The sequence below is a fragment of the Maribacter sp. IgM3_T14_3 genome (assembly GCF_049603095.1).
In the GTDB taxonomy this organism is placed as follows: Bacteria; Bacteroidota; Bacteroidia; order Flavobacteriales; family Flavobacteriaceae; genus Maribacter.
In genome coordinates this window covers 1,022,926-1,043,262 of the sequence record NZ_CP187138.1, presented here as the reverse complement: position 1 = coordinate 1,043,262, position 20,337 = coordinate 1,022,926, and the positions used below count along the sequence as shown (strand labels likewise).

Annotated in this window: 25 protein-coding genes; 3 read left to right on the top strand and 22 right to left on the bottom strand. The window is 34.7% G+C overall.

Annotation, left to right across the window (positions count from 1 at the left end; all coding sequences use genetic code 11):
* Positions 1–452 precede the first annotated feature (452 nt).
* From ACPF9A_RS04800 to ACPF9A_RS04705, 20 genes are all read right to left on the bottom strand, one after another.
* Positions 453–1,034, bottom strand: coding sequence for a hypothetical protein (locus ACPF9A_RS04800; RefSeq protein ID WP_424002153.1), 582 nt, complete (start codon positions 1,032–1,034; stop codon positions 453–455).
* Between the two features lie 48 nt (positions 1,035–1,082).
* Entirely contained in the window at positions 1,083–1,670 is a 588-nt protein-coding gene (locus ACPF9A_RS04795; protein ID WP_424002151.1) for a hypothetical protein, read from the bottom strand.
* A gap of 87 nt (positions 1,671–1,757) precedes the next feature.
* A complete protein-coding gene (locus tag ACPF9A_RS04790) occupies positions 1,758–2,393 on the bottom strand; it encodes a transglutaminase-like domain-containing protein (protein ID WP_424002149.1) in 636 nt (211 codons plus the stop codon).
* A gap of 665 nt (positions 2,394–3,058) precedes the next feature.
* A complete protein-coding gene (locus ACPF9A_RS04785; protein ID WP_424002147.1) occupies positions 3,059–3,460 on the bottom strand; it encodes a group III truncated hemoglobin in 402 nt (133 codons plus the stop codon).
* A gap of 9 nt (positions 3,461–3,469) precedes the next feature.
* On the bottom strand, positions 3,470–3,814 hold the full coding sequence (locus ACPF9A_RS04780; protein WP_424002145.1) for a cupin domain-containing protein: 345 nt from the start codon (positions 3,812–3,814) through the stop codon (positions 3,470–3,472).
* 100 nt (positions 3,815–3,914) lie between these two features.
* Positions 3,915–4,298, bottom strand: coding sequence for a DoxX family protein (locus ACPF9A_RS04775; protein WP_424002143.1), 384 nt, complete (start codon positions 4,296–4,298; stop codon positions 3,915–3,917).
* 98 nt (positions 4,299–4,396) lie between these two features.
* Complete coding sequence (locus ACPF9A_RS04770) at positions 4,397–4,900, bottom strand: YegJ family protein (RefSeq protein WP_424002141.1); 504 nt, start codon at positions 4,898–4,900, stop codon at positions 4,397–4,399.
* 166 nt (positions 4,901–5,066) lie between these two features.
* Positions 5,067–5,795: a zinc-dependent peptidase gene (locus ACPF9A_RS04765; protein WP_424002139.1), complete on the bottom strand. Its 729-nt coding sequence runs from the start codon at positions 5,793–5,795 to the stop codon at positions 5,067–5,069.
* A gap of 70 nt (positions 5,796–5,865) precedes the next feature.
* Positions 5,866–6,354: an AAA family ATPase gene (locus ACPF9A_RS04760; protein ID WP_424002137.1), complete on the bottom strand. Its 489-nt coding sequence runs from the start codon at positions 6,352–6,354 to the stop codon at positions 5,866–5,868.
* 61 nt (positions 6,355–6,415) lie between these two features.
* A complete protein-coding gene (locus tag ACPF9A_RS04755; protein ID WP_424002135.1) occupies positions 6,416–7,270 on the bottom strand; it encodes a DUF5694 domain-containing protein in 855 nt (284 codons plus the stop codon).
* A 47-nt stretch (positions 7,271–7,317) separates the two neighbouring features.
* Positions 7,318–8,112, bottom strand: coding sequence for a tetratricopeptide repeat protein (locus ACPF9A_RS04750; protein ID WP_424002133.1), 795 nt, complete (start codon positions 8,110–8,112; stop codon positions 7,318–7,320).
* A gap of 5 nt (positions 8,113–8,117) precedes the next feature.
* Complete coding sequence (locus ACPF9A_RS04745) at positions 8,118–8,615, bottom strand: hypothetical protein (RefSeq protein ID WP_424002131.1); 498 nt, start codon at positions 8,613–8,615, stop codon at positions 8,118–8,120.
* 30 nt (positions 8,616–8,645) lie between these two features.
* Entirely contained in the window at positions 8,646–9,338 is a 693-nt protein-coding gene (locus ACPF9A_RS04740) for a hypothetical protein (protein ID WP_424002129.1), read from the bottom strand.
* A gap of 109 nt (positions 9,339–9,447) precedes the next feature.
* Positions 9,448–10,146: a hypothetical protein gene (locus tag ACPF9A_RS04735; protein WP_424002127.1), complete on the bottom strand. Its 699-nt coding sequence runs from the start codon at positions 10,144–10,146 to the stop codon at positions 9,448–9,450.
* Between the two features lie 63 nt (positions 10,147–10,209).
* The gene (locus ACPF9A_RS04730; protein WP_424002125.1) at positions 10,210–10,668 is read right to left on the bottom strand and encodes a DUF2750 domain-containing protein; all 459 of its coding nucleotides are present in this window, start codon (positions 10,666–10,668) and stop codon (positions 10,210–10,212) included.
* Positions 10,669–10,704: 36 nt separating this feature from the next.
* On the bottom strand, positions 10,705–11,370 hold the full coding sequence (locus ACPF9A_RS04725; protein ID WP_424002123.1) for a hypothetical protein: 666 nt from the start codon (positions 11,368–11,370) through the stop codon (positions 10,705–10,707).
* A 181-nt stretch (positions 11,371–11,551) separates the two neighbouring features.
* Entirely contained in the window at positions 11,552–12,118 is a 567-nt protein-coding gene (locus ACPF9A_RS04720; protein ID WP_424002121.1) for a hypothetical protein, read from the bottom strand.
* A 107-nt stretch (positions 12,119–12,225) separates the two neighbouring features.
* Positions 12,226–12,849, bottom strand: a complete 624-nt coding sequence (locus tag ACPF9A_RS04715) for a hypothetical protein (RefSeq protein ID WP_424002119.1) — start codon at positions 12,847–12,849, stop codon at positions 12,226–12,228.
* A 55-nt stretch (positions 12,850–12,904) separates the two neighbouring features.
* Complete coding sequence (locus ACPF9A_RS04710; protein WP_424002117.1) at positions 12,905–14,692, bottom strand: ATP-binding protein; 1,788 nt, start codon at positions 14,690–14,692, stop codon at positions 12,905–12,907.
* Position 14,693: 1 nt separating this feature from the next.
* On the bottom strand, positions 14,694–15,842 hold the full coding sequence (locus ACPF9A_RS04705; protein ID WP_424002115.1) for a hypothetical protein: 1,149 nt from the start codon (positions 15,840–15,842) through the stop codon (positions 14,694–14,696).
* A gap of 176 nt (positions 15,843–16,018) precedes the next feature.
* On the opposite strand from ACPF9A_RS04705, the gene ACPF9A_RS04700 reads away from it, so the two are divergent.
* Entirely contained in the window at positions 16,019–16,381 is a 363-nt protein-coding gene (locus tag ACPF9A_RS04700) for a GTPase (RefSeq protein WP_424002113.1), read from the top strand.
* Positions 16,382–17,309: 928 nt separating this feature from the next.
* Here the strand turns inward: ACPF9A_RS04700 and yihA are convergent.
* Together yihA and ACPF9A_RS04690 are read right to left on the bottom strand one after the other, a co-directional pair.
* Positions 17,310–17,930 (bottom strand): ribosome biogenesis GTP-binding protein YihA/YsxC, encoded by a 621-nt coding sequence (yihA, locus tag ACPF9A_RS04695; RefSeq protein WP_424002111.1) that lies wholly within the window; start codon positions 17,928–17,930, stop codon positions 17,310–17,312.
* 11 nt (positions 17,931–17,941) lie between these two features.
* Positions 17,942–18,706 carry an alpha/beta fold hydrolase gene (locus ACPF9A_RS04690; RefSeq protein ID WP_424002109.1) on the bottom strand — a complete coding sequence of 255 codons (765 nt, stop codon included), beginning with the start codon at positions 18,704–18,706 and terminating at the stop codon, positions 17,942–17,944.
* Positions 18,707–18,853: 147 nt separating this feature from the next.
* Here ACPF9A_RS04690 and ACPF9A_RS04685 point away from each other — a divergent pair, with 147 nt between their 5' ends.
* Both ACPF9A_RS04685 and rsmH read left to right on the top strand, forming a co-directional pair.
* Complete coding sequence (locus ACPF9A_RS04685; protein WP_424002107.1) at positions 18,854–19,444, top strand: division/cell wall cluster transcriptional repressor MraZ; 591 nt, start codon at positions 18,854–18,856, stop codon at positions 19,442–19,444.
* Positions 19,434–20,336, top strand: a complete 903-nt coding sequence (gene rsmH / locus ACPF9A_RS04680) for a 16S rRNA (cytosine(1402)-N(4))-methyltransferase RsmH (RefSeq protein WP_424002105.1) — start codon at positions 19,434–19,436, stop codon at positions 20,334–20,336. Before ACPF9A_RS04685 ends, rsmH begins: the two co-directional genes overlap by 11 nt.
* Position 20,337: the final 1 nt, after the last annotated feature.

Below are 20,337 nucleotides of genomic sequence, written 5' to 3'. Positions count from 1 at the left end.
ATCTTAATTCTATCAATGTCTGTTCGAGTGGTTTTAAGATGTAGCATAGTGGAGGCGTAGAATTGTATCGAGAAGAGGTTTGGAACACGCAATGGTTCTCGATACAATTTTAGGCTTTCGTTGCACTCTAGCTAAAATCACTCGAACTGACAATGCGTTTACGAGATGGGTGTCGTGTTCCAAACAAGCAGATAGCCGCGCTTTGCTCGCTAAGACGGAGATATTTGGCTATTCGTCTTTGCGAGGAGCTTTTCACGACGTGGCAATCTCTTGAATGTATGTTTTTTGGATGATAGTTGTTCGTTGACGGTCTTACTTGGTCGCTGAGCGCAGTCGAAGTGACATTGAGGTTATGAGGTGAGTTTGCGTGTTCCACTCCCTTTGACTGTGCTCTGTTTGATATTCATAAAATCGAAAAGTCATTCTCAGGTGCATGCCTAGAGGTATGATACCTAATCAAGTAAATCTTTTTTTATTGCTTCAAGATATTTTTTTACTAAGCCATCTATAGCTGCTTTAGTAGATAGGTTTTCGCCTCTTATGGCTAATATGATAGTGTATTTATCTTTATAGGTGGCATGATACTTTGCTTCCTCGTATTCGGCTTCGGTAGTGGTAGTTATAAACGCATTATCGAATATAGATAGATCACTAACGTAAGTACCTTCGATATCTAATTTTACTGCACCATTGTAACCTACTTTTAAATAGTTGAGCATTGCTTTGTTTTCGCTTACTTCTTCATTGATGGTGAAATTAAATTCGTAAAATTCTTTTGTAGGATGGTCGTATTGAACACTAAGACCGTGCTTAGTGCAGCCCACATTTTTAAAATTATAGGTTGCGTAGGTATCGAGATGCGGTATGGCATCAAATAGTTTGTTATTGGCTCCGCAAGTACGAACACTCTCTGGAAATTTTGAGGTTATAGTAGCCGAATTATCATTTGTGGCAACTAATAGAGGAGTTGACTTATTTTCTTTACAAGAAAATAAAGTTGTTATAACTAATAAAAATAGAAGTGTATTTTTCATATGTATTGGTTTTAGTGAAGTTGTTTGCCAATACATAAAGGCATGTATTTATTTCTTTATTTTCTTAGGCTTACAACTCAAACAAAAGTCGGATAAAGCATGTATCTTTTGTGTTACCTTTTCGTGTTCTTTTTGTAACATTTCAGCATCTTTACCAAAATCGGTGGCTTTAAAGACTTGGGCACTAACCGTATTCATTTCTTCTTGTAGCTCATTGAAAATAGGTTGAAATAAACTCGAATCGCTAAAAGCACCTTTTTCCTCAAAAATTTTCTTGCGTATTTTTCTGGAGTATAGCTCTACCAAATCAAAGTCATACCTTCCAAAACGGAGTAATTGATTTGCTGTCACTGAATCTGGAGCAACCAAAACAGCCAGGTTTCTCTGAAAAATTGCTCTTACTTTGTCGTTAAAATTTTTGGTGAACATGAAAGAGACCGAATTCATATTGAAACTGAAATCGATTTTTGCGCCCGAATAAATAGAATAGGAGGTAAGGGTGGTATTAATTTCCGATTCCGGAGATTGGTAATCACTCAATTGCAACTCGTAATCGGGTGACCATTCCATTGGTTCTTGGGCTATTGCCAATGAAGACGAAAATGCTATGAATAAAGTAAATATGAATTTTTTCAAGGGAATTGTATTTTCCATCGAATGTACTATAAAAAATAATCTGTACAGTAGGTGACCAGAATTTTGAGTATTAAAGTTTGTTAAAATCTACAACTGAAATTCGGTCTGGTTACTATTGGGGTCAAAAATATTTGGGTAATGCTCTCGTGCATTTCGTTCCATAAATTCCATCGGTACATCTTCAAAATGACCGTAATCTTCTAAGTACTCCATAAATTGTGTTCCCGCTTCATTATACTCTTGTAATACAGCATCATTTTCACCATCAAAATCTAAGGGAGCTACATTGATCATTTCACATAACGATGCATTGAACGATGGAGATAGCTTCAACCACTTATTATTTATAAAAGCATCGACCATACCATGGGGAGTAAGCTCGTTAGATCCGAATTTTTCTATTAAACGTTCTACACCAATATGGTTTTTAACTTTTGCTAAGTGAATTCTAGCGGGTATATTCACAGCACGAAAGCATGCAATTAATACGATCGATTTATCAATGCAGTGCCCTTTTGGGCGTTTTACAATTTCACTGGCTCGGTATTTCTCTTTATTGAAGCTTAAGCTATATGGGTCGTATCGCCATGCATCACGCACTTTGTGATAAAGGGCAATAGAAATTTCTTTTTCAGAAAGTGACGAATTTTTAAATTCAGATACCAATTCTTGTATCTCATCACTTTCATAATCAAAAAAATAGGTAGGCGATAGAAAATCCATAGTACTGAAAATTAGCAAATTATTTCATGTTCAATTTACGAAATAGATTTGGCATACTTGCTTCATGGATGGCAGACATTTCTATCAGCTCTAAAGATTTAATTATGTTCGCAGCTCCAGTTTAGTATTAAGTAAAGAGTACCAAGTATTAAGTGGATATTACAAGGTTAGAATAGAGAAAATAGAATATAGAGAATAGACTTTTATTGATTGAATCGCATTTAGCAAAGCTAAATTTGTGTGTTTACGCATCCAAAAGCCAGAATTTAGTATTAAGTAACTATTATTAAGTTAGAATAGAGAAAATAGAGGATAGAGAAAAGACTTGTTTTGATTTTGGTATTTTGCAAAGCTAAATTTTGTGTGTTTACGCATCCAAAAGCCAAAAGCCAAAAGCCAAAAGCCAAAAGCCAAAAGCCAAAAGCCAAAAGCCAAAAGCCAGTATTAAGTATCTATTGTAAAGTTAGAATTTAGAAAATAGAAGATAGAGAATAGACTTGTTTTTACTGTAGTATTTAGCAAAGCTAAATTGTTGATGTTTAAGTAGCCAGTAGCCAAAAGCAAATTTATACTAATCCACTATCAAACTAATTCACTAACACACTGAACACTGAACACTGCCAACTGTTACTGAATACTGAAAACTATATCCTAACCCCTAAAACCTAGTTCCTAAATTCTTCCGGTCTATTTTGCCAAATATGAATATACTGCCCTGTCGACATTCTACGAGCCATATCTTTTGCGTTATTGGCCAACTCACCCTCGTACAGTTCGTCAATAGTTTCGAACCAAAGTTGTAACCACTGTGCGAAATGATTTTGAGAGATGGTATGGTTTAGATTTTTATCGACGTTGACATGTGCCTTAGACGGACTCCCACGAAACGTACGGACGCCAAAAAGATTCGATTCCCAGAAATCGGTAAGTTTGCTTAAATGCGAAGGCCATTCCTCGTCGGTAATATGTCCGTTGAAAATGGGTCCCAATAGTTCGTTTTGCCGTATTTTATCATAGAAAGTATGCACCAATATGCTAACATCTTCTCTATTGGTAATTTCGTTCATGGTTTGTTATTAAGAATCGGCAACTACTTTTTCTACCCGTTCTGCAGCATCTTGTTTAGAAAGGGTAAGACGTACAATACTGTCAGACTTTGCTAAAAGGTCGTGCGGCACATTTGCGGCTAAGGTAATGATATCTCCTTGCTTTAAAGTGTGATGAGTACCATCCACACCAAAATCAATTTCACCTTGTACGATATGTACTATAATGGGGAAAGGAGCTTTGTGCTCTTTCATGATCTGCCCGTTTTTCAATAGAATTCGAATCTCTTTTGAAAACGAAGTTTCCAATAGCACTTTGGTAACAATTTTAGTATCGTTGAAATCTAAATTTTCGGTGAAAGATATCTTTTGCATGGTACTTTTTTTCAAAAGTAGTAATGATCGGCAACTAGAACTATGACACTTCTCATACTATACCGATAACTAAGATTTCGAATTAAGAAATAGATTGATTTTATAGCAATGCACGCAATTTTTTGTTTCTGAGTAAAACACTTACCCACACAAGAACACCAAAAATAACCGGAAAAATAGTTAAGGTCATATGGTCTTTATGAATTACATGAGTTGCCACTGCGCCACCTAACCATGCGGTTACAAGCAAACCACCGATAAACATGGTTTTCGGCATGGCATATAGTACAATAGATACTAATAAGATTATGCCTAAAGACATGACGTACTCTGAAGGATATCCCATTTCTACAGCTCCTTTAACAGCCGTTTCGGTTTGTAAAACATTATTTACAGCACCCATTAAAAGCATAATAATAACAATGCCTTGTAGAATATAAGAAGTCCACAAGATGCCTTTCGAGGTTTTTTTTATAGTTTCCATAACGTACCGGTTGATTTGATTGTCAACTACAATGTACGTCTTATTTCAATAGAATACAGCTAGTTACGTTATGGAGAACAGTAAAAAAGAAGAAGTAATTATTTAAATGTCAGTCCGTTTTCAGCATCGAACTGTGCTTGTTCTTTGGGAGAGAGTGCATCGCGAATAACACGAATGGTATAGCCGCCGACCACTTTTCCGTCGTCGTAGTACATCCAATCGCTAATATGAGCACTGTTTACGGTAATAGTATCACCTAATTGTACTTCGCTGGTATATACCGGTTCGTTGGCAATAATACCCATAAAATCGTTATCAATGAGCTGAATATCACCCACCCAAATATGTTCGGCACCACCATCGGCGTTGAATTTCTGTTTGATGGTAAAATACTCAAAACTAGGGTTGTCGCTGGCAAGAGCATTCTTAAATTCACCGATAGAATTTTTTGCATCGACCATAGCCTGGTTCATTTTGGCGTCGTCGTCTTCTACATTGTATACATCGGGTTCACCAGAGCGTTCTGTTTTATCAACTGAACCTTCTTTGCATGAGGCTAGTATACATAAGATTAATGCGATAAAAAGTAGCGATTTCTTCATAAGATAATAGTCTAATATAATTGAAGTGAATTAGTGTACCATGAAACACAACGCAATACTTCTAGTATTGTTTTACTAGATAATCGAGATTTTTATGCTTTGAAGAATTCCTTGAGACTTACGCTTGTTCTCCTTTTGAATAGCCAGTATCTTATTTAGACATACTTTACTTGGGGTTTTTGCCGTTTCTAGGGTCTTGTTTTAGCACTTTGGCTGTTGTGCGGTAAAAGGTAGGTGCGTATGAATAAAACTCATGTGGCTGCTCGAAAAAAGTTTCTAACGCGTTAGCAAAAAGCTCCATTAAATTGGTACCGGCATAGTCCCTGAAAATAGTATAGTTACCATCGCGAATAAGCGGAAGTTTTTGAGTAGCCAATTCTTTCCAAGCGTTGAGGTCTGTATTATTGAAAACCTTCGAGACATAAGAACCCATAGAATTTTCGATAATTAGGCAATGGCTAAATTCATGAATAGCAATATTTAACCCGTCATTAGTAATAACGAAGCCTTTTTCTACGGCAGGCCATGGTAAGTTTACACGCTTCGTAACGGTATTTACATCACCATCATACAAAACATCTCTACCGGTGTATGAATATGATGTCGGAGTAACAAAAATGGTTTTGAAGATACTCAGTACATCTTGTTTTAAGCCAAAAGTAATTTGAACGAATGCACTAGAAATTACCAGTTTCATTTCGGTAGTAAGATCAAAACCTTCTGTAGAACCAAAATCTGTAGTATTTAAAAACAGCAATGTTCTTACCACAAACGATTCTTGATGTTTTTCAGATAAAGCAGCGTAGTACGTATTCCAAATGGTTAGAACCTCATGGCATTCTTGCTTACTACTGGTCTTAAGAAAAAAGTTGACGAAGGTATGTTTTACGTTCAAGTAGTTGGTTTGGTTGATAGTATGGTTTTATAAAAATAGATGGGCGAAAAAAGCCGTTGTAAAATTAGTATTATTCGGTGATAGTAACACTATTAATAAGTTCAATTTCGGTAGGTTTTTCAAACCAAGTTTCCATAAAATCGAAATTCTCTTGAGTAACTTCAAACTCAAAAGTAGCTCCTTTTTTGGTGTTGCGCTGTTGTACACGTTGCCATCTGGTATCTTTAGAAATATCTAAAAAGTGGAGCGTAATCTCATACCCATTAGATACAGCAAAAGCTCTAAACTTTTCTCGGTGTTCAAATTTCGATAAGCCTAAGTCTAGAATAGCATCTGTATTTGATTCTTCTAATTGCGTTACCACATTTAAGATCATGGTTTCTGCACGCTCAATGCGCTCTAGAAACCATTCTAATCCGTCAGTTTCAGTTTTATCAGGTAGAAATAAGGTGTTGTTCCAAGTATCTATGGAGAAAATTACACCTTTGGTTTTCTTTTTCAGTTCGTTCGAGTAGGTCGTTTTACCGGACCCTGTATTACCGACGATGAGGTGTAGCATAGAGTTTTTAAAATTTTAAGTTTTAGAATAACCTCTTTTATGGATAGATTTTTTGTGTTTCCTAATTCAAATACTCGAACGTATCTACCATGTCGTACTTCACATCTCTACGCATAAATTCTCTAAGAAAAGCAGTGTGGCTTCCGCCAGATATAATAAAAACCCTTTCAGATGGGGCTAGTTTAAGTCTGTTTAGGTTAGCGTATATTCTTAGGTTTCTTTGATAATATTTTGCAGCTTCATCAGCACCTTCAAAACCATTTTCAGTACCTACATAGGTGAGCATGTCAGCATTTGCGGTAATAAGTAGATCCAATATTTTAGGATTGTTCATTCGAGCTAATTTCTCGTATAACGATATACCGTCCTCAAAAATATTTTGACCAGGAACGGACTCAAACGGATTCTTCATAAATGCGTTGTAGGTTACGGAATCAATTGCATTTGTAATTTCTGAACCAATAGCATAGTTATACTCCATTTTATGATCAACGCCGTAAATACGTTTTACACCCGCTAGTCTTCCCAATTCAAAAGCAAGAAGCTCGACTTCATTTGGTTCTTCAAAATTAGTCTCTGGCGCCTCTAAATAAGTAGCGTAGTTCTTTTGTAAAGTCTCGTTGTATTCAGGTACGGTTTCTAAAATAATAACAGTAGGCTTAAACGCAGAGAGCATTTTAGCTATTTGGTGAATAGAGTCTTTGTTTTTTTCGTTGTTTTCATCAAAATCCATGGTGTGTGCATCGCTGGTGTACCCCATGTGGAAGGTAGCAAAGTTCAATACTTTTATGCTAGAACTTTCTGGCGTTATTGGTGCTCCTTCTGTGCTTGTTTCTGCTGTTTCTTTTGGAGTCTCTGTGCAAGAAATAAAGAATGATACGATCAGAAGCCCTGTTACTATTTTTAAGTTTTTCATTTTTTTTAAGTTGGTGGTCGGTGGTATTTTGATAGAAGGCTATTCTTCTAAAGAGATTGTTTAAAATCTAAAATTTCATTCAAATATATTTCATTTAGAAACTCATTGTAATAATCTTCACGTTTAGAGGCTATATTTTCTTCAGCTTTTAGAATGTGCTCTTTAGCATTCTCTAATTCCCCAATTTTTTGGTACGCTTTTGCCATACCGAAATGAGCTTCTGGTACGTGGTCCGATTGGTTTAAAGCGCGTTGAAATTCAGAAATGGATTTCTCGTAATTACCAAGTTCGTATTCGCAAAGTCCTAAATAAACGAATGCATGTACATCAGCCCAATCTTCTTTTTGGTTTACGATACATTGGTTAAAGAAATCGATAGCTTTTTGATAATTCTTTTTACCAAAATAGCACTCTCCTCTTAGAAAGTCAATGTCTTCTCCCCAGGGTGCATCAATGGTGTTAGGTGTTAAGCTATCTAATCTATTGAAATCACTTAAAGCACCGTCATAATCTCTTAATTTTCTCAATTTCATCCAACCTCGATATCCCAAATGTATTTTTGGATCAAGTTCAATAGCTTTGTCTAAAAGCTCAAAACCTTTCGCGTAATAGCCTCTTTTATTGAAAGCTACAGATTGTTCAAAATAGGCATCAGAATACTCTGGGTGTTGCATTTTTAAAATGTCGAACATAGCTTGAGATAAATAAGAACCTTGAAAATGTTCAGCCAATTTAAATCGGTCAACTTTAGGAGCTAATGCCGTGTAATAAAGCATGATTATTGAAAAGGATAAAAACAATAGAGTAAGAACTACTTTGATTATTTTCATAAATGTCTTCATAGTCTTTAAAATATATCTGTGATTTTACCATTCTGAATTTTAAAGTTCAAAATGTAATATGTGTCAAGTGCTTTATTGTTCCATTTACCGGCTTGCCAATTATTCAAGTTTTTAATTGATTCTTGAATCTGTATGATATTACTAGAATTAAAGCTGGTTTCCTTTAAACCTGTGTTTACCATTTTTACTCGAAATCTACCTGTTTGATTAGTACAATTAACAACAAATCTAAAAGTAATCATACCTGATTTTTCGAAATTGAGTTGAGTTATAAGTTCTCTTAGTTCCGTTTTTATAGCTTTCTCTCCGCCTTCATAATAAGTGCCGGCCGAATAGTATTGAACAATGCGTTCTTCATCGCAAACCACAAATTCAGAATTGTCAATAGACGCGTCAAAAGTGATGTCACCAACTTGACTTCTATGTAGGGAGTTAGCCCAAAAGTAAACAGCTACAGCTATAAGAAAACTAGTAAGTAAGAGGATATTCAGTTTATTTTTCAAATCAGATTTCGGATTTAATCGGAGATTATTTTACTCAGATATTTCAACATTAATTTCTTCTAATACCTTATTGATATTTGTTTCAACTTGAGCGTAAGATTTAAGAATAAAATTTCTGTTTTTTTCTATCTTCCAGATGTATGTCAATAATATTTTCTTCTGTTCGGTTGGTAAGTTTAGAGGTAGATCAATACCACTAATGTTTTGCTCAGCATCGAATTGAAAGTTAGGTGCTAGACTTTGATTAATTTCTTTAAAATAGTTTTCATTGAATTGAATTTCTGAATATTCTTCTTCTAATTTTCTTAGTGTCTGATAATCATATTCGTATAATGAAATAATGTCAAGTCTTAAACGGTCATTTTTGATTAACTCTAGACCTTGAGATTTTAAAGTTTCGTACCCGGCTACATTTTGAATGGAAACAAAATCTCTGGTAACAACAAAGTAGTAAATGCCTAAAGAGTCTAAATCAACAGGTTTATCTGTCACGATATTTTTGAAATACCGGCATGCAGAAATCCCCAATTTATGACCTCCTTCATTGCCTCGAACATCTTCAAGATCTTTTACGAGTCCGTTTGCAATTTCTCTTAGAATCTTTTGTTCAGAGGTATTGTCTCTTCGGTTGTCGTTCCAATTGTTTAAAGCAAAAGCAGATATAACAGCAATAAAAATGGATAGAAACTCAAATCCGTGTTTTTTCCAGCTTCCGATGTTCATTAATTCAACTTTTTAATGGTTTAGTAAATATAAACTTACAAAAATTTGAATTATATGTTATGTGCTTTGTCAGAAGGATTGATGCGAAATATGAGGTGTAGCATGGGTTTTACTCTAAATTTAAGCAGCTTCGATTATAAAATTCTAGAACGCTCAATAAGTCATCATTTGAGAACTCTTTAGCTTCAACTTTCTCAATCAACCTAGGGCAATTGATGAAGTAATCCATCATCGATTTTTTAAAACTTGTTGCAAAGGGTAAACCTTTGGTATAAAGGTGGTAAACATGATCACTTTGGCCATGCCCAACATAATAGCTGTATCTCGGAAAGAGTATTTCTTTATAAACGTTTTTACTTTGACCAATCTCTACTTCTTGACCGTTACTGAGCCTAACTGTTTGTTTAGGAATGTCTCCTATAACATACGCGGGTTCGGTTGAAAGTGAATTACTTATAACGCCACCTTCATATATTCTTACGTAAAGGCTTAAACTGTCAATAGAAACTATTTCTAACAATTCGGGGAATTTAGCGCTGTCTTTGTATTTATAACGAAACTGCCTATAGTAATTGTTTTCAAGTATATCGATACCGATAAGGTCTTTTGCTTTGTACTTTTTGTATTTAAGTGTATCGTTTTTAAAACGAATTGCCATTATAGATGAGATACCGCTTATTGTACCATAACCATTAATTCTTGAGCTATCTTTAAGTATAAGAATAGCATCGCCTTTTTGAGCAAAAGAAACAGTGCTCAGCAAAATTAGAAGTAGTAATAAAATGTGTTTTCTGATGGGTTGATTCATTTCATCTAAATTTGAGTTTTCTATAAAAATCATTAAAGCATAAATCGCTTTAGATTTAATATATTACCCATTCGCCTCTTTCGCCTGCTCTTCTAAATCAGCAATATTTTCGAATTTTTGAAGTGGTAGTTCTTTATTGGTAGCTTTTATTTCAGCTACTAGGTCAAGAATTAAATCTAGGGGTTTCGCTTCGTAGCCGAACATATTTTGGTCAAATTCGATACCAGCTAGTATTCCGTCATTTTCCATGCCTACACCCCAATTTTCAATAAAGTCTGTTAATGCTATTTCAGTAAGCTGATAGTTCGCCCAATGGTTTATAGTGCAAGATTTCGCCCTGCCACTTTCTGCCCAAAAACAAAGTACACCAACAGGTCTGTCATTTTCATCATCATATTGCACAGATGCTGAGGTTGCAAAGCCTTCATGATTTTGAAGCGCATAAACAATGTCTGTTTCGCAAACCGTTTTTATAAATTTTTGGTATCTATTTGCAATGATATCTGAGCCTTGTTGTTCCATGTTTTGTGTTTGTGGAAAGTAATTATTAATTGGTTTTTACTTATCGAATTGAAAATAAAGTATTGTTGACCAATTATCAATACCTAACAGAACTCTTTTTTCGATTTGTTTGTTTCGTATTGCTTTTTCAATTTCTACTTTTTCTTTTTCAGACAACACTGGAACTGATTTCTTGAACCAAGATTTTTTTGTCATTCGGTCTCTTTGTGATGCAAGATTCTCTATTTCCTTATTAATAGAGGTCACTTTTTTAATGAAGTTCTCAATAGTGGTTTCTATTTGAGTTACTTCATTAAAAACTTCAAGGTTTTGTTCTTCAAAGGGTTCATTTCCCATTTCATACAATTCTCCGCCTTCAAGAAAGAAATAGTTTAATTCGAATTTATTATCTGAGAAAAATTGTTTCGTTTTTTCTATTTCTGAATTGAGATATTCGGGTTCGAATAAATTCAAAGTTTGCAATCTGTCCAAAAACTGAAAAAGACTATCCTTTCCTTTATTGGCGTTTCCACTTATAGTTATCGGGTGTTCGTAACCCCATAATATTGATTTGCTATTTAAAGTGTCGTTGCTTAATAAAACTTTATAAGACAACGGGATTTCATATGCGTATTCAGAAACACTTAATACAGAATCTTCGGGAGTCTTTGGTCTATCAAGTCGATTGAAATCAAGATTATATAAATAACTTCTATTTGCCATATTTTATACTTTTTGAATTATAGCTAACGTAATTGCAATTGATTAGTTGCCTTGTAATTTTATTGAAATTAAAAAAACTCAAGAATCTGATTTGAGAATCTAAGAGCTTAGAATTGTATGATTTTAGATTAAGAATGAATTTTAATATAAGCTCCTCGTAAGTCGAATTTTTAAAACCATATTATTTAGCATTTAGTGGAAATGTAACTCCAACTGCAAAAGCTCCAACGAATTGTTCGACTGATGGTTGAAAATAATATGCTAAACCTAAATCAACATTATTGTTTTTTCCTAATTCTAGTCCAAGTGAAAAGGGTATATGATAAATAATTCCACCTTTATCAACGTTGTCAAAAGCTGTTAATGTTTCAAATGTTCCAATAGAAGTTCCTAGTCCAATTTCAATGTAAGGTGCAACCCACGGTATTGGTGCGCGAACTCTTGCTTTTCCTCCAATTAAAACTGCTTTAGATTCGGCTTTTTCAAAAGTTGGGTTGTTATATAAATCTTTTCCGTTTGAATTTGTCAATATAAAACCTGCGTATGGTCTCAATTCAAACCAAGAAGTGACTTTTAATACGAGTTCGCCTTGTACAAAAATGCCTTCGTCAGCGATTTCGTCAATGCTATTGAATGGTGCACTAATTCCATAACCAATTTGGGCATTTATTGATTTTTCTTTTATAAACTGAGCTTCAGCGAAGTTTGAAGTCAAAACTAGTATTAATATTATCAGCGTTTTTTTCATTAAGTTTAGCAACGTATTTGTGTAATGATTAGTTATTTTCTTAAGAAATTAAAAAGCACAAAGGTTACAATTATTATAATAGTAATTGACTAAAGTGGATTTCCGTGTTAATTGCATAAACTCCTAGAGACGTAGCTTTTATTACCACTTGAATTTATATAATAGCAACCACCTCTAGACCCGCTATAGTAGGTTCTATAAGAGCGATTTCTCGTTGGTTTATAGGATGAACTATTTGAATTTGTACTCTTTGCTGATGAACTAAATGAGGATGGAGTACTAATGAAGTTCGTGCTAAATTTTTTTTCCGTTTGAATTGATTTAATATATTCAGTTGTTGAAATATTATTGATAATCCAAATTTCATTCATATAACCACAAAGTGAGCCTTGACATACCGCAAAGTAACTTTCATTATATTCTAAGATTATAATTTCCTGGTCTTCTTTTAAAGTTGAAATAATTTCAGCATATATACTTGGTTTATTTTTTAATTTGGCTCCCTTTCTTGCAATCGCAGTAAGAGAAGAGTCTTTTATTTTGTCTAAAAACTTTTTGGACTTTAACTGAGCTATTTTTAAATCAATACTTCTTATTGAATCGGTCAAGTTTTCAACCTCTAGTTCAATATTTTTCTTTTGATTTTCTAATTCATCTATATTTAATATTGACTGTGAATGGGCACACAATGAAATTAGAAGAGTCAAACAGGTTAGGTGAAAGTTATTCATTTAAACAGTTGCTATCGATTGTTCATTAATATTTTTATTGGATAATATTTAAGCTTTATTTTTTCCATTCACTTAATATCTTATCAAAATCAACGCTCTTCCATTGTTCTTTCCAAATTTCATAATATGCAATATCAGAAGATTTTGGAGGAGGCGAGCAGGGATCTATTTTAACGAGTGATGGTAGTACTATTGATTCACCAATAAGCAAGGCTTCACCAGCTTGGAGTGTTGGCAAAGTTTCAGTTAAATTCCCCAAGGTGTCAGGAAGTAGTCTTTTTACATAGTTTTGATCTTCAGGATTAGTGAGTCTCATTGCTATGAAGTTATTACATTGAGAAAAAATAGTTTCTGAAATTTCAGATGGTCGTTGGCTTACTATTCCTAAAGTAATACCATATTTTCTGCCTTCTTTAGCGATTCTTTCAATAGCTAGTTTTGATGAACGGTATTTTAATAAATCACTTTTAGGTACATAAATATGAGCCTCTTCATATAACAGGAGAAGAGGTGTTTCACATTTTTGTGCATCAGTCATTATTTTGCTGAAGAAATATCCAAAGTCGAATAAAATTCTTGATATTAATGAAACTGTTATACTAAGCACTTCAAAAGGTATTCCGCCAAGGTTTATAATAGTAACATTCGATTCTTTTCCATTTGAATAACTAATAAATTGTTTTAAAGTCTCCTCAAAAGATATGTCTCTTGATTTTTCGCCAAATAAAAATCCTAATCTTGAATTCTTTATCTTGTTTTCAAGGCGTTCAACAAATTTATCTAAAGTGCCATCTGCATATATTCCCTTATTTACATTAGAGCCCCTGTTTGGTATAAAGTCAAATATTTCTAAAAAATACTTTTCTAGGCGTGTTTCTGAAGTTAAAAGTAATCCGTCAGTCGCTGTAATTGAATTTACACCTGTATATCCTCCTGCTTCACCACGAATCATAACTCTCTCAGGTGCTTTTGCATTTATAGTTTCATTTTGAAAATTACACAAGCAATTGAAAACTTCTCCTATATCAAACTTAATCGGAGAATCAAAATGTACTTTTGAAATATTTTTATTGTGCTTTATTTTATTTTCAGTGATAATTTTTCTCAATACTGAAGATTGGTTGTAATTATTCCGGTCTCCGGTATCTAAGAATAATTGTTCAAGTTCATCTCCATTTAACATCCAATATGGTAAAGATAAATTTGATGCATTAAGAATTTGTGCATCAGGAAATGCTTGTTCATATTCTCCATGAATATCAAAAATTATTATATGCGAATTGTTTAAGCCTTTGGATGTTCCTTTTTTTGCTGAAATAGCTTGTTGAAGCACTTTTGCAACAGTGTGGGATTTACCTGAGCCTGTGGAACCTACAATAGCAAAGTGTTTGTTGAAAAATTTATTTCCATTAATTGGAATACTAATATTTGTTGTTGTTAGTTTTGAAAATGAAAATCTTTCGTTCTCCTTTAACCTAGTCGTAAAAATGCTTTCTAATTCTTCATTAGTAAGCAACGAAATCCCATTGTTAGGTGGTAGAGGAATTCCATGTCCACCTCTTTCAAAAACCGAACCATCTGCTTTTACTTCAAGCGTTCCAGTAAGTTTTACTTCCAAAATAAAGGATGGAGGGGTAGATTCTGTCTGATTGTCGTTATTGTCTTGATCCTTTATTTTATAATTATCAATAATCCCGATAACATATTTACTATCGTTACTTTTATATGGAATTTTAATATAGCTACCTAAATTGAATTGTTCATCAAATTGACTCGGATCGACAATCTCAATAGTTATTGAAGTCGATGAAACATTTATGATTTTAAAGTTATCTGAATTCATGTTAGAATAATTTTAATATTTGTTCTGTGTTTAGGTTGTTAATATTTTGATATTCAGAATCCCCTAATAGCATATGTTTGTCAACATCTATAAATATCCACGAAACATTTATGTTCAATCCTGCTATTTTATTAAGAGTTGAATTAGAAATCACCCTTGCTTTAAAAGAAGTTTTCGAAAGGCTGCTAGTTGCTTTTCCGCCAGAAGTTTTTTTGTTTATGATTGGATATGATTCAAAATGATTTTGGCTAAATAAAATCATCTCGTATCCATCATTGAAAGGGTGATTTTGTTTAATTAGGTAGGTTTTTACTTCGACTGTTTTATTATCAGGAATAATAAAAATCAAAGGTTTTATATCATGAGTAGCCTTCGTATAATGTTTTTCTATTATTTGATATATTAGTGAAGGTAATTTGCAGGAATTTGATTCTTTAATTTCACCAAATAAAATTACAGTATTCTGATTCTTAATTGGTTTTTTGAACTGTGATTTTAGCAATTTAAAGTACTCTTGTTCTCCTCTATATTCTCTATAAGCAGGTAAAAACGTAATTCTGCGCCCTTTATTTAAGTAATTTAACAGTTCGTCCTTAGTTACCTTTCTAGATGCAATTTTTTCTGATGGGTTATCTACTACTTTTTTTCTCAAATAATCAGCAATAATTGCATAGAAATAAATGGCATCATCTTTTGAAACGCAAAAATCATATTCAAGTATTTTGCCTAAAACCAATTGAAATTGATTTTGAAAATTTTCAGAAAAACATAATTGAAACTTTACTAGGAAATCATTTTTTATCGTAGAATTAAAGTTATCCTTTTCCTTTCCTAGAATATTATCCAGAAAAACTAAATCAACTTTCTCCGTATATCCATTTGTGTCGGAGAAGTAACAATAAAGAATGTAATTTTTGGTTGGATTATTTTTGAACTCGTTAATCAGCTGTATAATTGGCTTCCTAATTACAGATGGAATAAGTTTTGAAGCTTCTTTATATTTTATTTGCATCACAAAACTTTCTGTATTTAAATCTTGAATTTGCTCAATGTAGACCTCTTGCTTTATGTCATTACAAGATAAAACTTCGAGAATCGATTTGTCAATCTGATATTCGAATCCTTTTATAGCGTAATAACCTCCATCCATATTATTTCATTTTTTGTACAAGTGGTAGATATTGTTTCTTTTATTAAAAAGTAGAATTCCTAATACGGGTTACCACTAAAGAATAAACCTACAATTTCCATTTCACACTACATTACGGGAAACCATAATTGGTCAAAAATTATGTATAGTTTGGGTATTTTTACGACCAAAAGGTCATGTCAAAGAAAATTCTATTTATCTATAATGCCAATAGTGATACCGGCAGTAAAATGTTAGACTTCGCCCATAAAATTGTGAGTCCCGATACGTACGACTGCGCACTCTGTTCTTTAACCCACGGCAACTTCACCGAAAACAAACAATGGGCAGCGTTTAGAGAAAGTTTGTTAGCGCAAGGCTACGAGCTAGAATTCTTTCATAAAGATGAGTTTCAAAAAAAGTACAAAAGTAAGTTCGGGCATAAGTATATCTATCCTATTATATTGGTAGAAACAGATTATGATTTAGAGGTATTGGTGTCTGACGAAAAGTTGAATGCTATGGAGACGGTGGAGGCGTTGATCGCTACGCTTAGTTGATAGTTGTCGGTTGTCGGTTGTTGGTTTACTCGGTCGCTGAGCTTTGTTGTAGTGTGGCATGTTCCAAATGAGCAGATAGCCGCGCTTTGCTCGCTATGACGGAGAGATTTTAATATTTGTCATTGCGAGGAGCTTTTTGCGACGTGGCAATCTGTTTAATGTGTGTACTGTGTTTGGTTGATAGTTGTTCGTTGTCGGTTGTTGGTTTACTCGGTCGCTGAGCTTTGTTGTAGTGTGGCATGTTCCAAATGAGCAGATAGCCGCGCTTTGCTCGCTATGACGGAGAGATTTTAATATTTGTCATTGCGAGGAGCTTTTTGCGACGTGGCAATCTGTTGAAAGTGTATTCTTTATTTTGTTGATAGTTGTTCGTTGTCGGTTGGTCGCTTAGCGTAGCCGAAGTGACAATGTGGTTTGTTGCGGTTGGCGTGTTCCAGTCCCTTCGACTGCGCTCAGGATGACATTTCAGTTTGTTGAAGGTTTTTATTCTTGATAGTACTATTGTCAGTTCGAGTGGATTTCGAGGTACGAGAAATTTGTATCGAGAACAGGTTTGGAACACGTGACGGTTCTCGATACAAATTTTCTACTTCCGCTCTGTTACAGTATAAAATCCACTCGAACTGACAATGCGTTCACGAGATGAGTGTCGTCTTCCAAACAAGCAGATAGCCTCGGTCTGCTCGCTAAGACGTTGGCGAGAAAGTACAGTGTGCAAAGTAAGAAGTACAAAGTACTAAGTAATGAATGTGGAGTGTAAATTGAATAGCAAAAGGAAAACAGTATGAAGAACTAGCGCGAACAACTAAGTACTTTGTACTTAATACAAAAAACTGACTACCGTTACTGAAAACTGAATACTAGAAACAAGTACTTAATACAAAAAACGCGCAGCGTTAAAAAACGAACAACCAACAACGAACAACCATCAACCATTCTTCGTTGCCTCGAAAAACTTCTCGTTGATATCATCTATATACGCCAGTACTTCATCGCGACCGCTACGGTGGCTTGAGCTGGTTACGAAATGTGGCGGTGCTTCTTCCCACAGGTCGGCTATTAGCTGATCTAGGTATTTTTTTACTTGCCGCTCAACGGCTTTCGGTTTTAATTTATCTGCCTTGGTGAAGATAATGGCAAATGGTACTCCGTTTTCACCCATCCATTGCATGAACTCCAGATCTATAGGTTGAGGGTCATGGCGAATATCTATAAGTACAAAAGAGCAAACAAGCTGCTCTCGCTGTAAAAAGTAATTGGTGATATATTTTTGAAAGGTATTTTTATCTCTTTTAGAAACACGGGCATAACCGTAGCCAGGTAAATCTACCAAAAACCAATTCTCATTGATTTTAAAATGGTTGATCAATTGGGTCTTACCAGGTCTGCCAGATGTTTTTGCCAAGCTTTTACGCTCGGTCAACATATTTATCAAAGAAGATTTACCAACGTTAGAACGGCCAATAAAGGCGTATTCGGGTAAAGGCTCTTTCGGGCATTTGGCAACATCAGAGTTGCTCATTACAAAGTCGGCCGACTTTATTTTCATTCGTAGGGTATTTAGAAATTGTTTTTCGTCAACCACTCATCTAGAATGGTATTGAATTCGTCTGGGTGCTCCATCATCGGTGCATGTCCGCATTTATCCATCCAAAATAAATCTGAATTAGGTAAAAGTTCATCGAACAGTTCGGCAACGTCTGGTGGGGTAACACTATCATTTTTTCCCCATATAATACACGTAGGGGTTTTCATTTTCGGTAAGTCTTGCGCCATATTATGGCGAATAGCGCTTTTTGCGATTGCCAAGGTCTTCACCAATTTTACACGGTCGTTAACTGTAGCGAATACTTCATCTACGATTTCTTTGGTAGCAACTTCTGGGTCATAGAAAACATCTTGCGCCTTCTTTTTAATAAACTCATAATCGCCACGTTTAGGGTAACCGTCGCCCATCGCGCTTTCATAAAGACCAGAACTACCGGTAATAACCAATGCTTTTACTTTGGTCGGGTACATTTTAGTATGTAACAGACCAATGTGGCCACCTAATGAGTTACCTAAAAGAATAACATCGTCTAGCTCTTTATAATCTATAAATTTCTTAAGGTATTTGGCAAAGTTCTTTACCGTTGTCTTTAACATCGGCATAGCGTATAGGGGCAATTCAGGAATAAGAACTTTGTATCCTTTCGGAGGAAAATAGTCTGATACTCCTTGAAAATTACTTAGTCCGCCCATTAATCCGTGAAGAATAATAATGGGTTTGCCTTCGCCTTTCTCTATATACTTAAATCCTCCTTCGTTGATCAAATCGTTTTCCATGCACACTACTCATCAGTAATTCTCCAAATATAGGTAATTACCGAGAATAGCAAACAACTCTTTTCGATAAGGTGAATTGTTGATTCTTTCAGATTTCAGATTTTCCAGAATTTAAGCCCGAGTGGTAAAAATTTCCCATAAATATCGATGAAGTGCAAAAAAGGTGTTCAAAAGTGGGGTAATTTATTAACAAAGTGGTTTTTAGTGGTAAAATGTGGTAATAATATTTATATATTTGAGTTATATAAACAAAACACATCCATTTTGGACATCTATTTCTTTGGGACATTTAACTGTAAAGCTGATGCTAAGGGGCGAATTATGCTCCCAGTTGCGCTGCGCAATCAAGTGTCTCCGATCCTAAAAGATGGGTTTTTCATTAAAAAATCATATTTGAGCGAGTGTTTGGAGTTGTACCCGGCATATGAGTGGCACAGAGTGATGGCAGAATTGAATGAAAAAAGCAGGTTCGATGAAGAGAACCTACAGTTTATAAGAATGTACACGGCAGGGTTGCGACAAGTAGAAGTAGACTCGACCGGTAGATTATTGATACCGAAAGATATTATTTCATTGGCAGGCATATCTAAAGAAGTGGTGATAGCACCAATAGGTAAGCGATTAGAGATTTGGGATAAGAAAGCGTACGATGAATCTATAAGTGCAACAAAAGAAGAGAAAGTAAAGTTGGCCAAGCGTGTAATGCTAGGTGAAAAACCAAGTGGAGATGTATCATAACCCAGTATTACTGAAAGAATCGGTAGACGGTTTAAACATCAAAGAAGATGGCGTGTATGTAGACGTAACATTTGGCGGTGGCGGTCATTCGAAAGAGATATTAAAAAGGTTGGGTAAAGAAGGCAGGTTATATGCCTTTGATCAAGATGAAGATGCGCAGGCAAATTCATTAGGTGATCCAAGATTTACGCTGATAGCGGAAAATTTTAGATACATCGCCCAGTTTTTAAAGTTCTATGGCATAAAGAAGGTAGATGGTATTCTTGCGGATTACGGAGTTTCATCGCATCAGTTCGATCAAGCGGAAAGAGGATTCTCTACCCGTTTCGATGCAGATTTAGATATGCGAATGAGCAAGCGAAATACATTATCGGCTTTTGAGGTGGTAAATAAGTACTCATATGACGATTTGCGTAAAGTGTTGTTCGAGTACGGCGATATTAGAAACGCGAACGCCATGGCAAAAGTAATCGTTGCAACTAGAGAAGAAGGGCAAATACAAACTACTGATGCATTGAAAGAAGCATTGAAGCAGTTTTTACCAGAGCATAGGCAGCATAAAATATTGGCACAGATATATCAGGCGATTCGTATAGAAGTGAATCAAGAGATTGAGGTTATAAAAGAGTTTTTAGAGCAAGTACCAGAATTATTGAATGATAATGGAAGGCTAAGTGTTATTAGCTATCACTCTTTAGAAGACAGGCTGGTAAAGCGATTTATTAGAGCAGGTCAGTTTAAAGGAGAACCAGAAAAAGATTTTTACGGCAATATAGATGTGCCGTTGAAAAAGGTTGGCGGATTGATAGTACCGACCAGAGAAGAAATAAAATTGAATAACAGAGCACGTAGTGCAAAATTGAGAATAGCAGAGCGTAATGGCAAAAAATAAA

What these genes read in the sequence shown, in the direction of transcription:
- ACPF9A_RS04710 (WP_424002117.1), bottom strand. Translation starts at nt 14,692, where the DNA reads ATGAATTCAGATAACTTTAAAATCATAAATGTTTCATCGACTTCAATA.
- ACPF9A_RS04800 (WP_424002153.1), bottom strand. Translation starts at nt 1,034, where the DNA reads ATGAAAAATACACTTCTATTTTTATTAGTTATAACAACTTTATTTTCT.
- ACPF9A_RS04750 (WP_424002133.1), bottom strand. Translation starts at nt 8,112, where the DNA reads ATGAAGACATTTATGAAAATAATCAAAGTAGTTCTTACTCTATTGTTT.
- ACPF9A_RS04760 (WP_424002137.1), bottom strand. Translation starts at nt 6,354, where the DNA reads ATGCTACACCTCATCGTCGGTAATACAGGGTCCGGTAAAACGACCTAC.
- ACPF9A_RS04755 (WP_424002135.1), bottom strand. Translation starts at nt 7,270, where the DNA reads ATGAAAAACTTAAAAATAGTAACAGGGCTTCTGATCGTATCATTCTTT.
- ACPF9A_RS04720 (WP_424002121.1), bottom strand. Translation starts at nt 12,118, where the DNA reads ATGAAAAAAACGCTGATAATATTAATACTAGTTTTGACTTCAAACTTC.
- ACPF9A_RS04685 (WP_424002107.1), top strand. Translation starts at nt 18,854, where the DNA reads ATGAAGTGCAAAAAAGGTGTTCAAAAGTGGGGTAATTTATTAACAAAG.
- ACPF9A_RS04785 (WP_424002147.1), bottom strand. Translation starts at nt 3,460, where the DNA reads ATGAACGAAATTACCAATAGAGAAGATGTTAGCATATTGGTGCATACT.
- ACPF9A_RS04770 (WP_424002141.1), bottom strand. Translation starts at nt 4,900, where the DNA reads ATGAAGAAATCGCTACTTTTTATCGCATTAATCTTATGTATACTAGCC.
- ACPF9A_RS04775 (WP_424002143.1), bottom strand. Translation starts at nt 4,298, where the DNA reads ATGGAAACTATAAAAAAAACCTCGAAAGGCATCTTGTGGACTTCTTAT.
- ACPF9A_RS04790 (WP_424002149.1), bottom strand. Translation starts at nt 2,393, where the DNA reads ATGGATTTTCTATCGCCTACCTATTTTTTTGATTATGAAAGTGATGAG.
- ACPF9A_RS04700 (WP_424002113.1), top strand. Translation starts at nt 16,019, where the DNA reads ATGTCAAAGAAAATTCTATTTATCTATAATGCCAATAGTGATACCGGC.
- ACPF9A_RS04780 (WP_424002145.1), bottom strand. Translation starts at nt 3,814, where the DNA reads ATGCAAAAGATATCTTTCACCGAAAATTTAGATTTCAACGATACTAAA.
- ACPF9A_RS04715 (WP_424002119.1), bottom strand. Translation starts at nt 12,849, where the DNA reads ATGAATAACTTTCACCTAACCTGTTTGACTCTTCTAATTTCATTGTGT.
- ACPF9A_RS04725 (WP_424002123.1), bottom strand. Translation starts at nt 11,370, where the DNA reads ATGGCAAATAGAAGTTATTTATATAATCTTGATTTCAATCGACTTGAT.
- ACPF9A_RS04705 (WP_424002115.1), bottom strand. Translation starts at nt 15,842, where the DNA reads ATGGATGGAGGTTATTACGCTATAAAAGGATTCGAATATCAGATTGAC.
- ACPF9A_RS04735 (WP_424002127.1), bottom strand. Translation starts at nt 10,146, where the DNA reads ATGAATCAACCCATCAGAAAACACATTTTATTACTACTTCTAATTTTG.
- ACPF9A_RS04690 (WP_424002109.1), bottom strand. Translation starts at nt 18,706, where the DNA reads ATGGAAAACGATTTGATCAACGAAGGAGGATTTAAGTATATAGAGAAA.
- rsmH (WP_424002105.1), top strand. Translation starts at nt 19,434, where the DNA reads ATGTATCATAACCCAGTATTACTGAAAGAATCGGTAGACGGTTTAAAC.
- ACPF9A_RS04730 (WP_424002125.1), bottom strand. Translation starts at nt 10,668, where the DNA reads ATGGAACAACAAGGCTCAGATATCATTGCAAATAGATACCAAAAATTT.
- ACPF9A_RS04740 (WP_424002129.1), bottom strand. Translation starts at nt 9,338, where the DNA reads ATGAACATCGGAAGCTGGAAAAAACACGGATTTGAGTTTCTATCCATT.
- yihA (WP_424002111.1), bottom strand. Translation starts at nt 17,930, where the DNA reads ATGAAAATAAAGTCGGCCGACTTTGTAATGAGCAACTCTGATGTTGCC.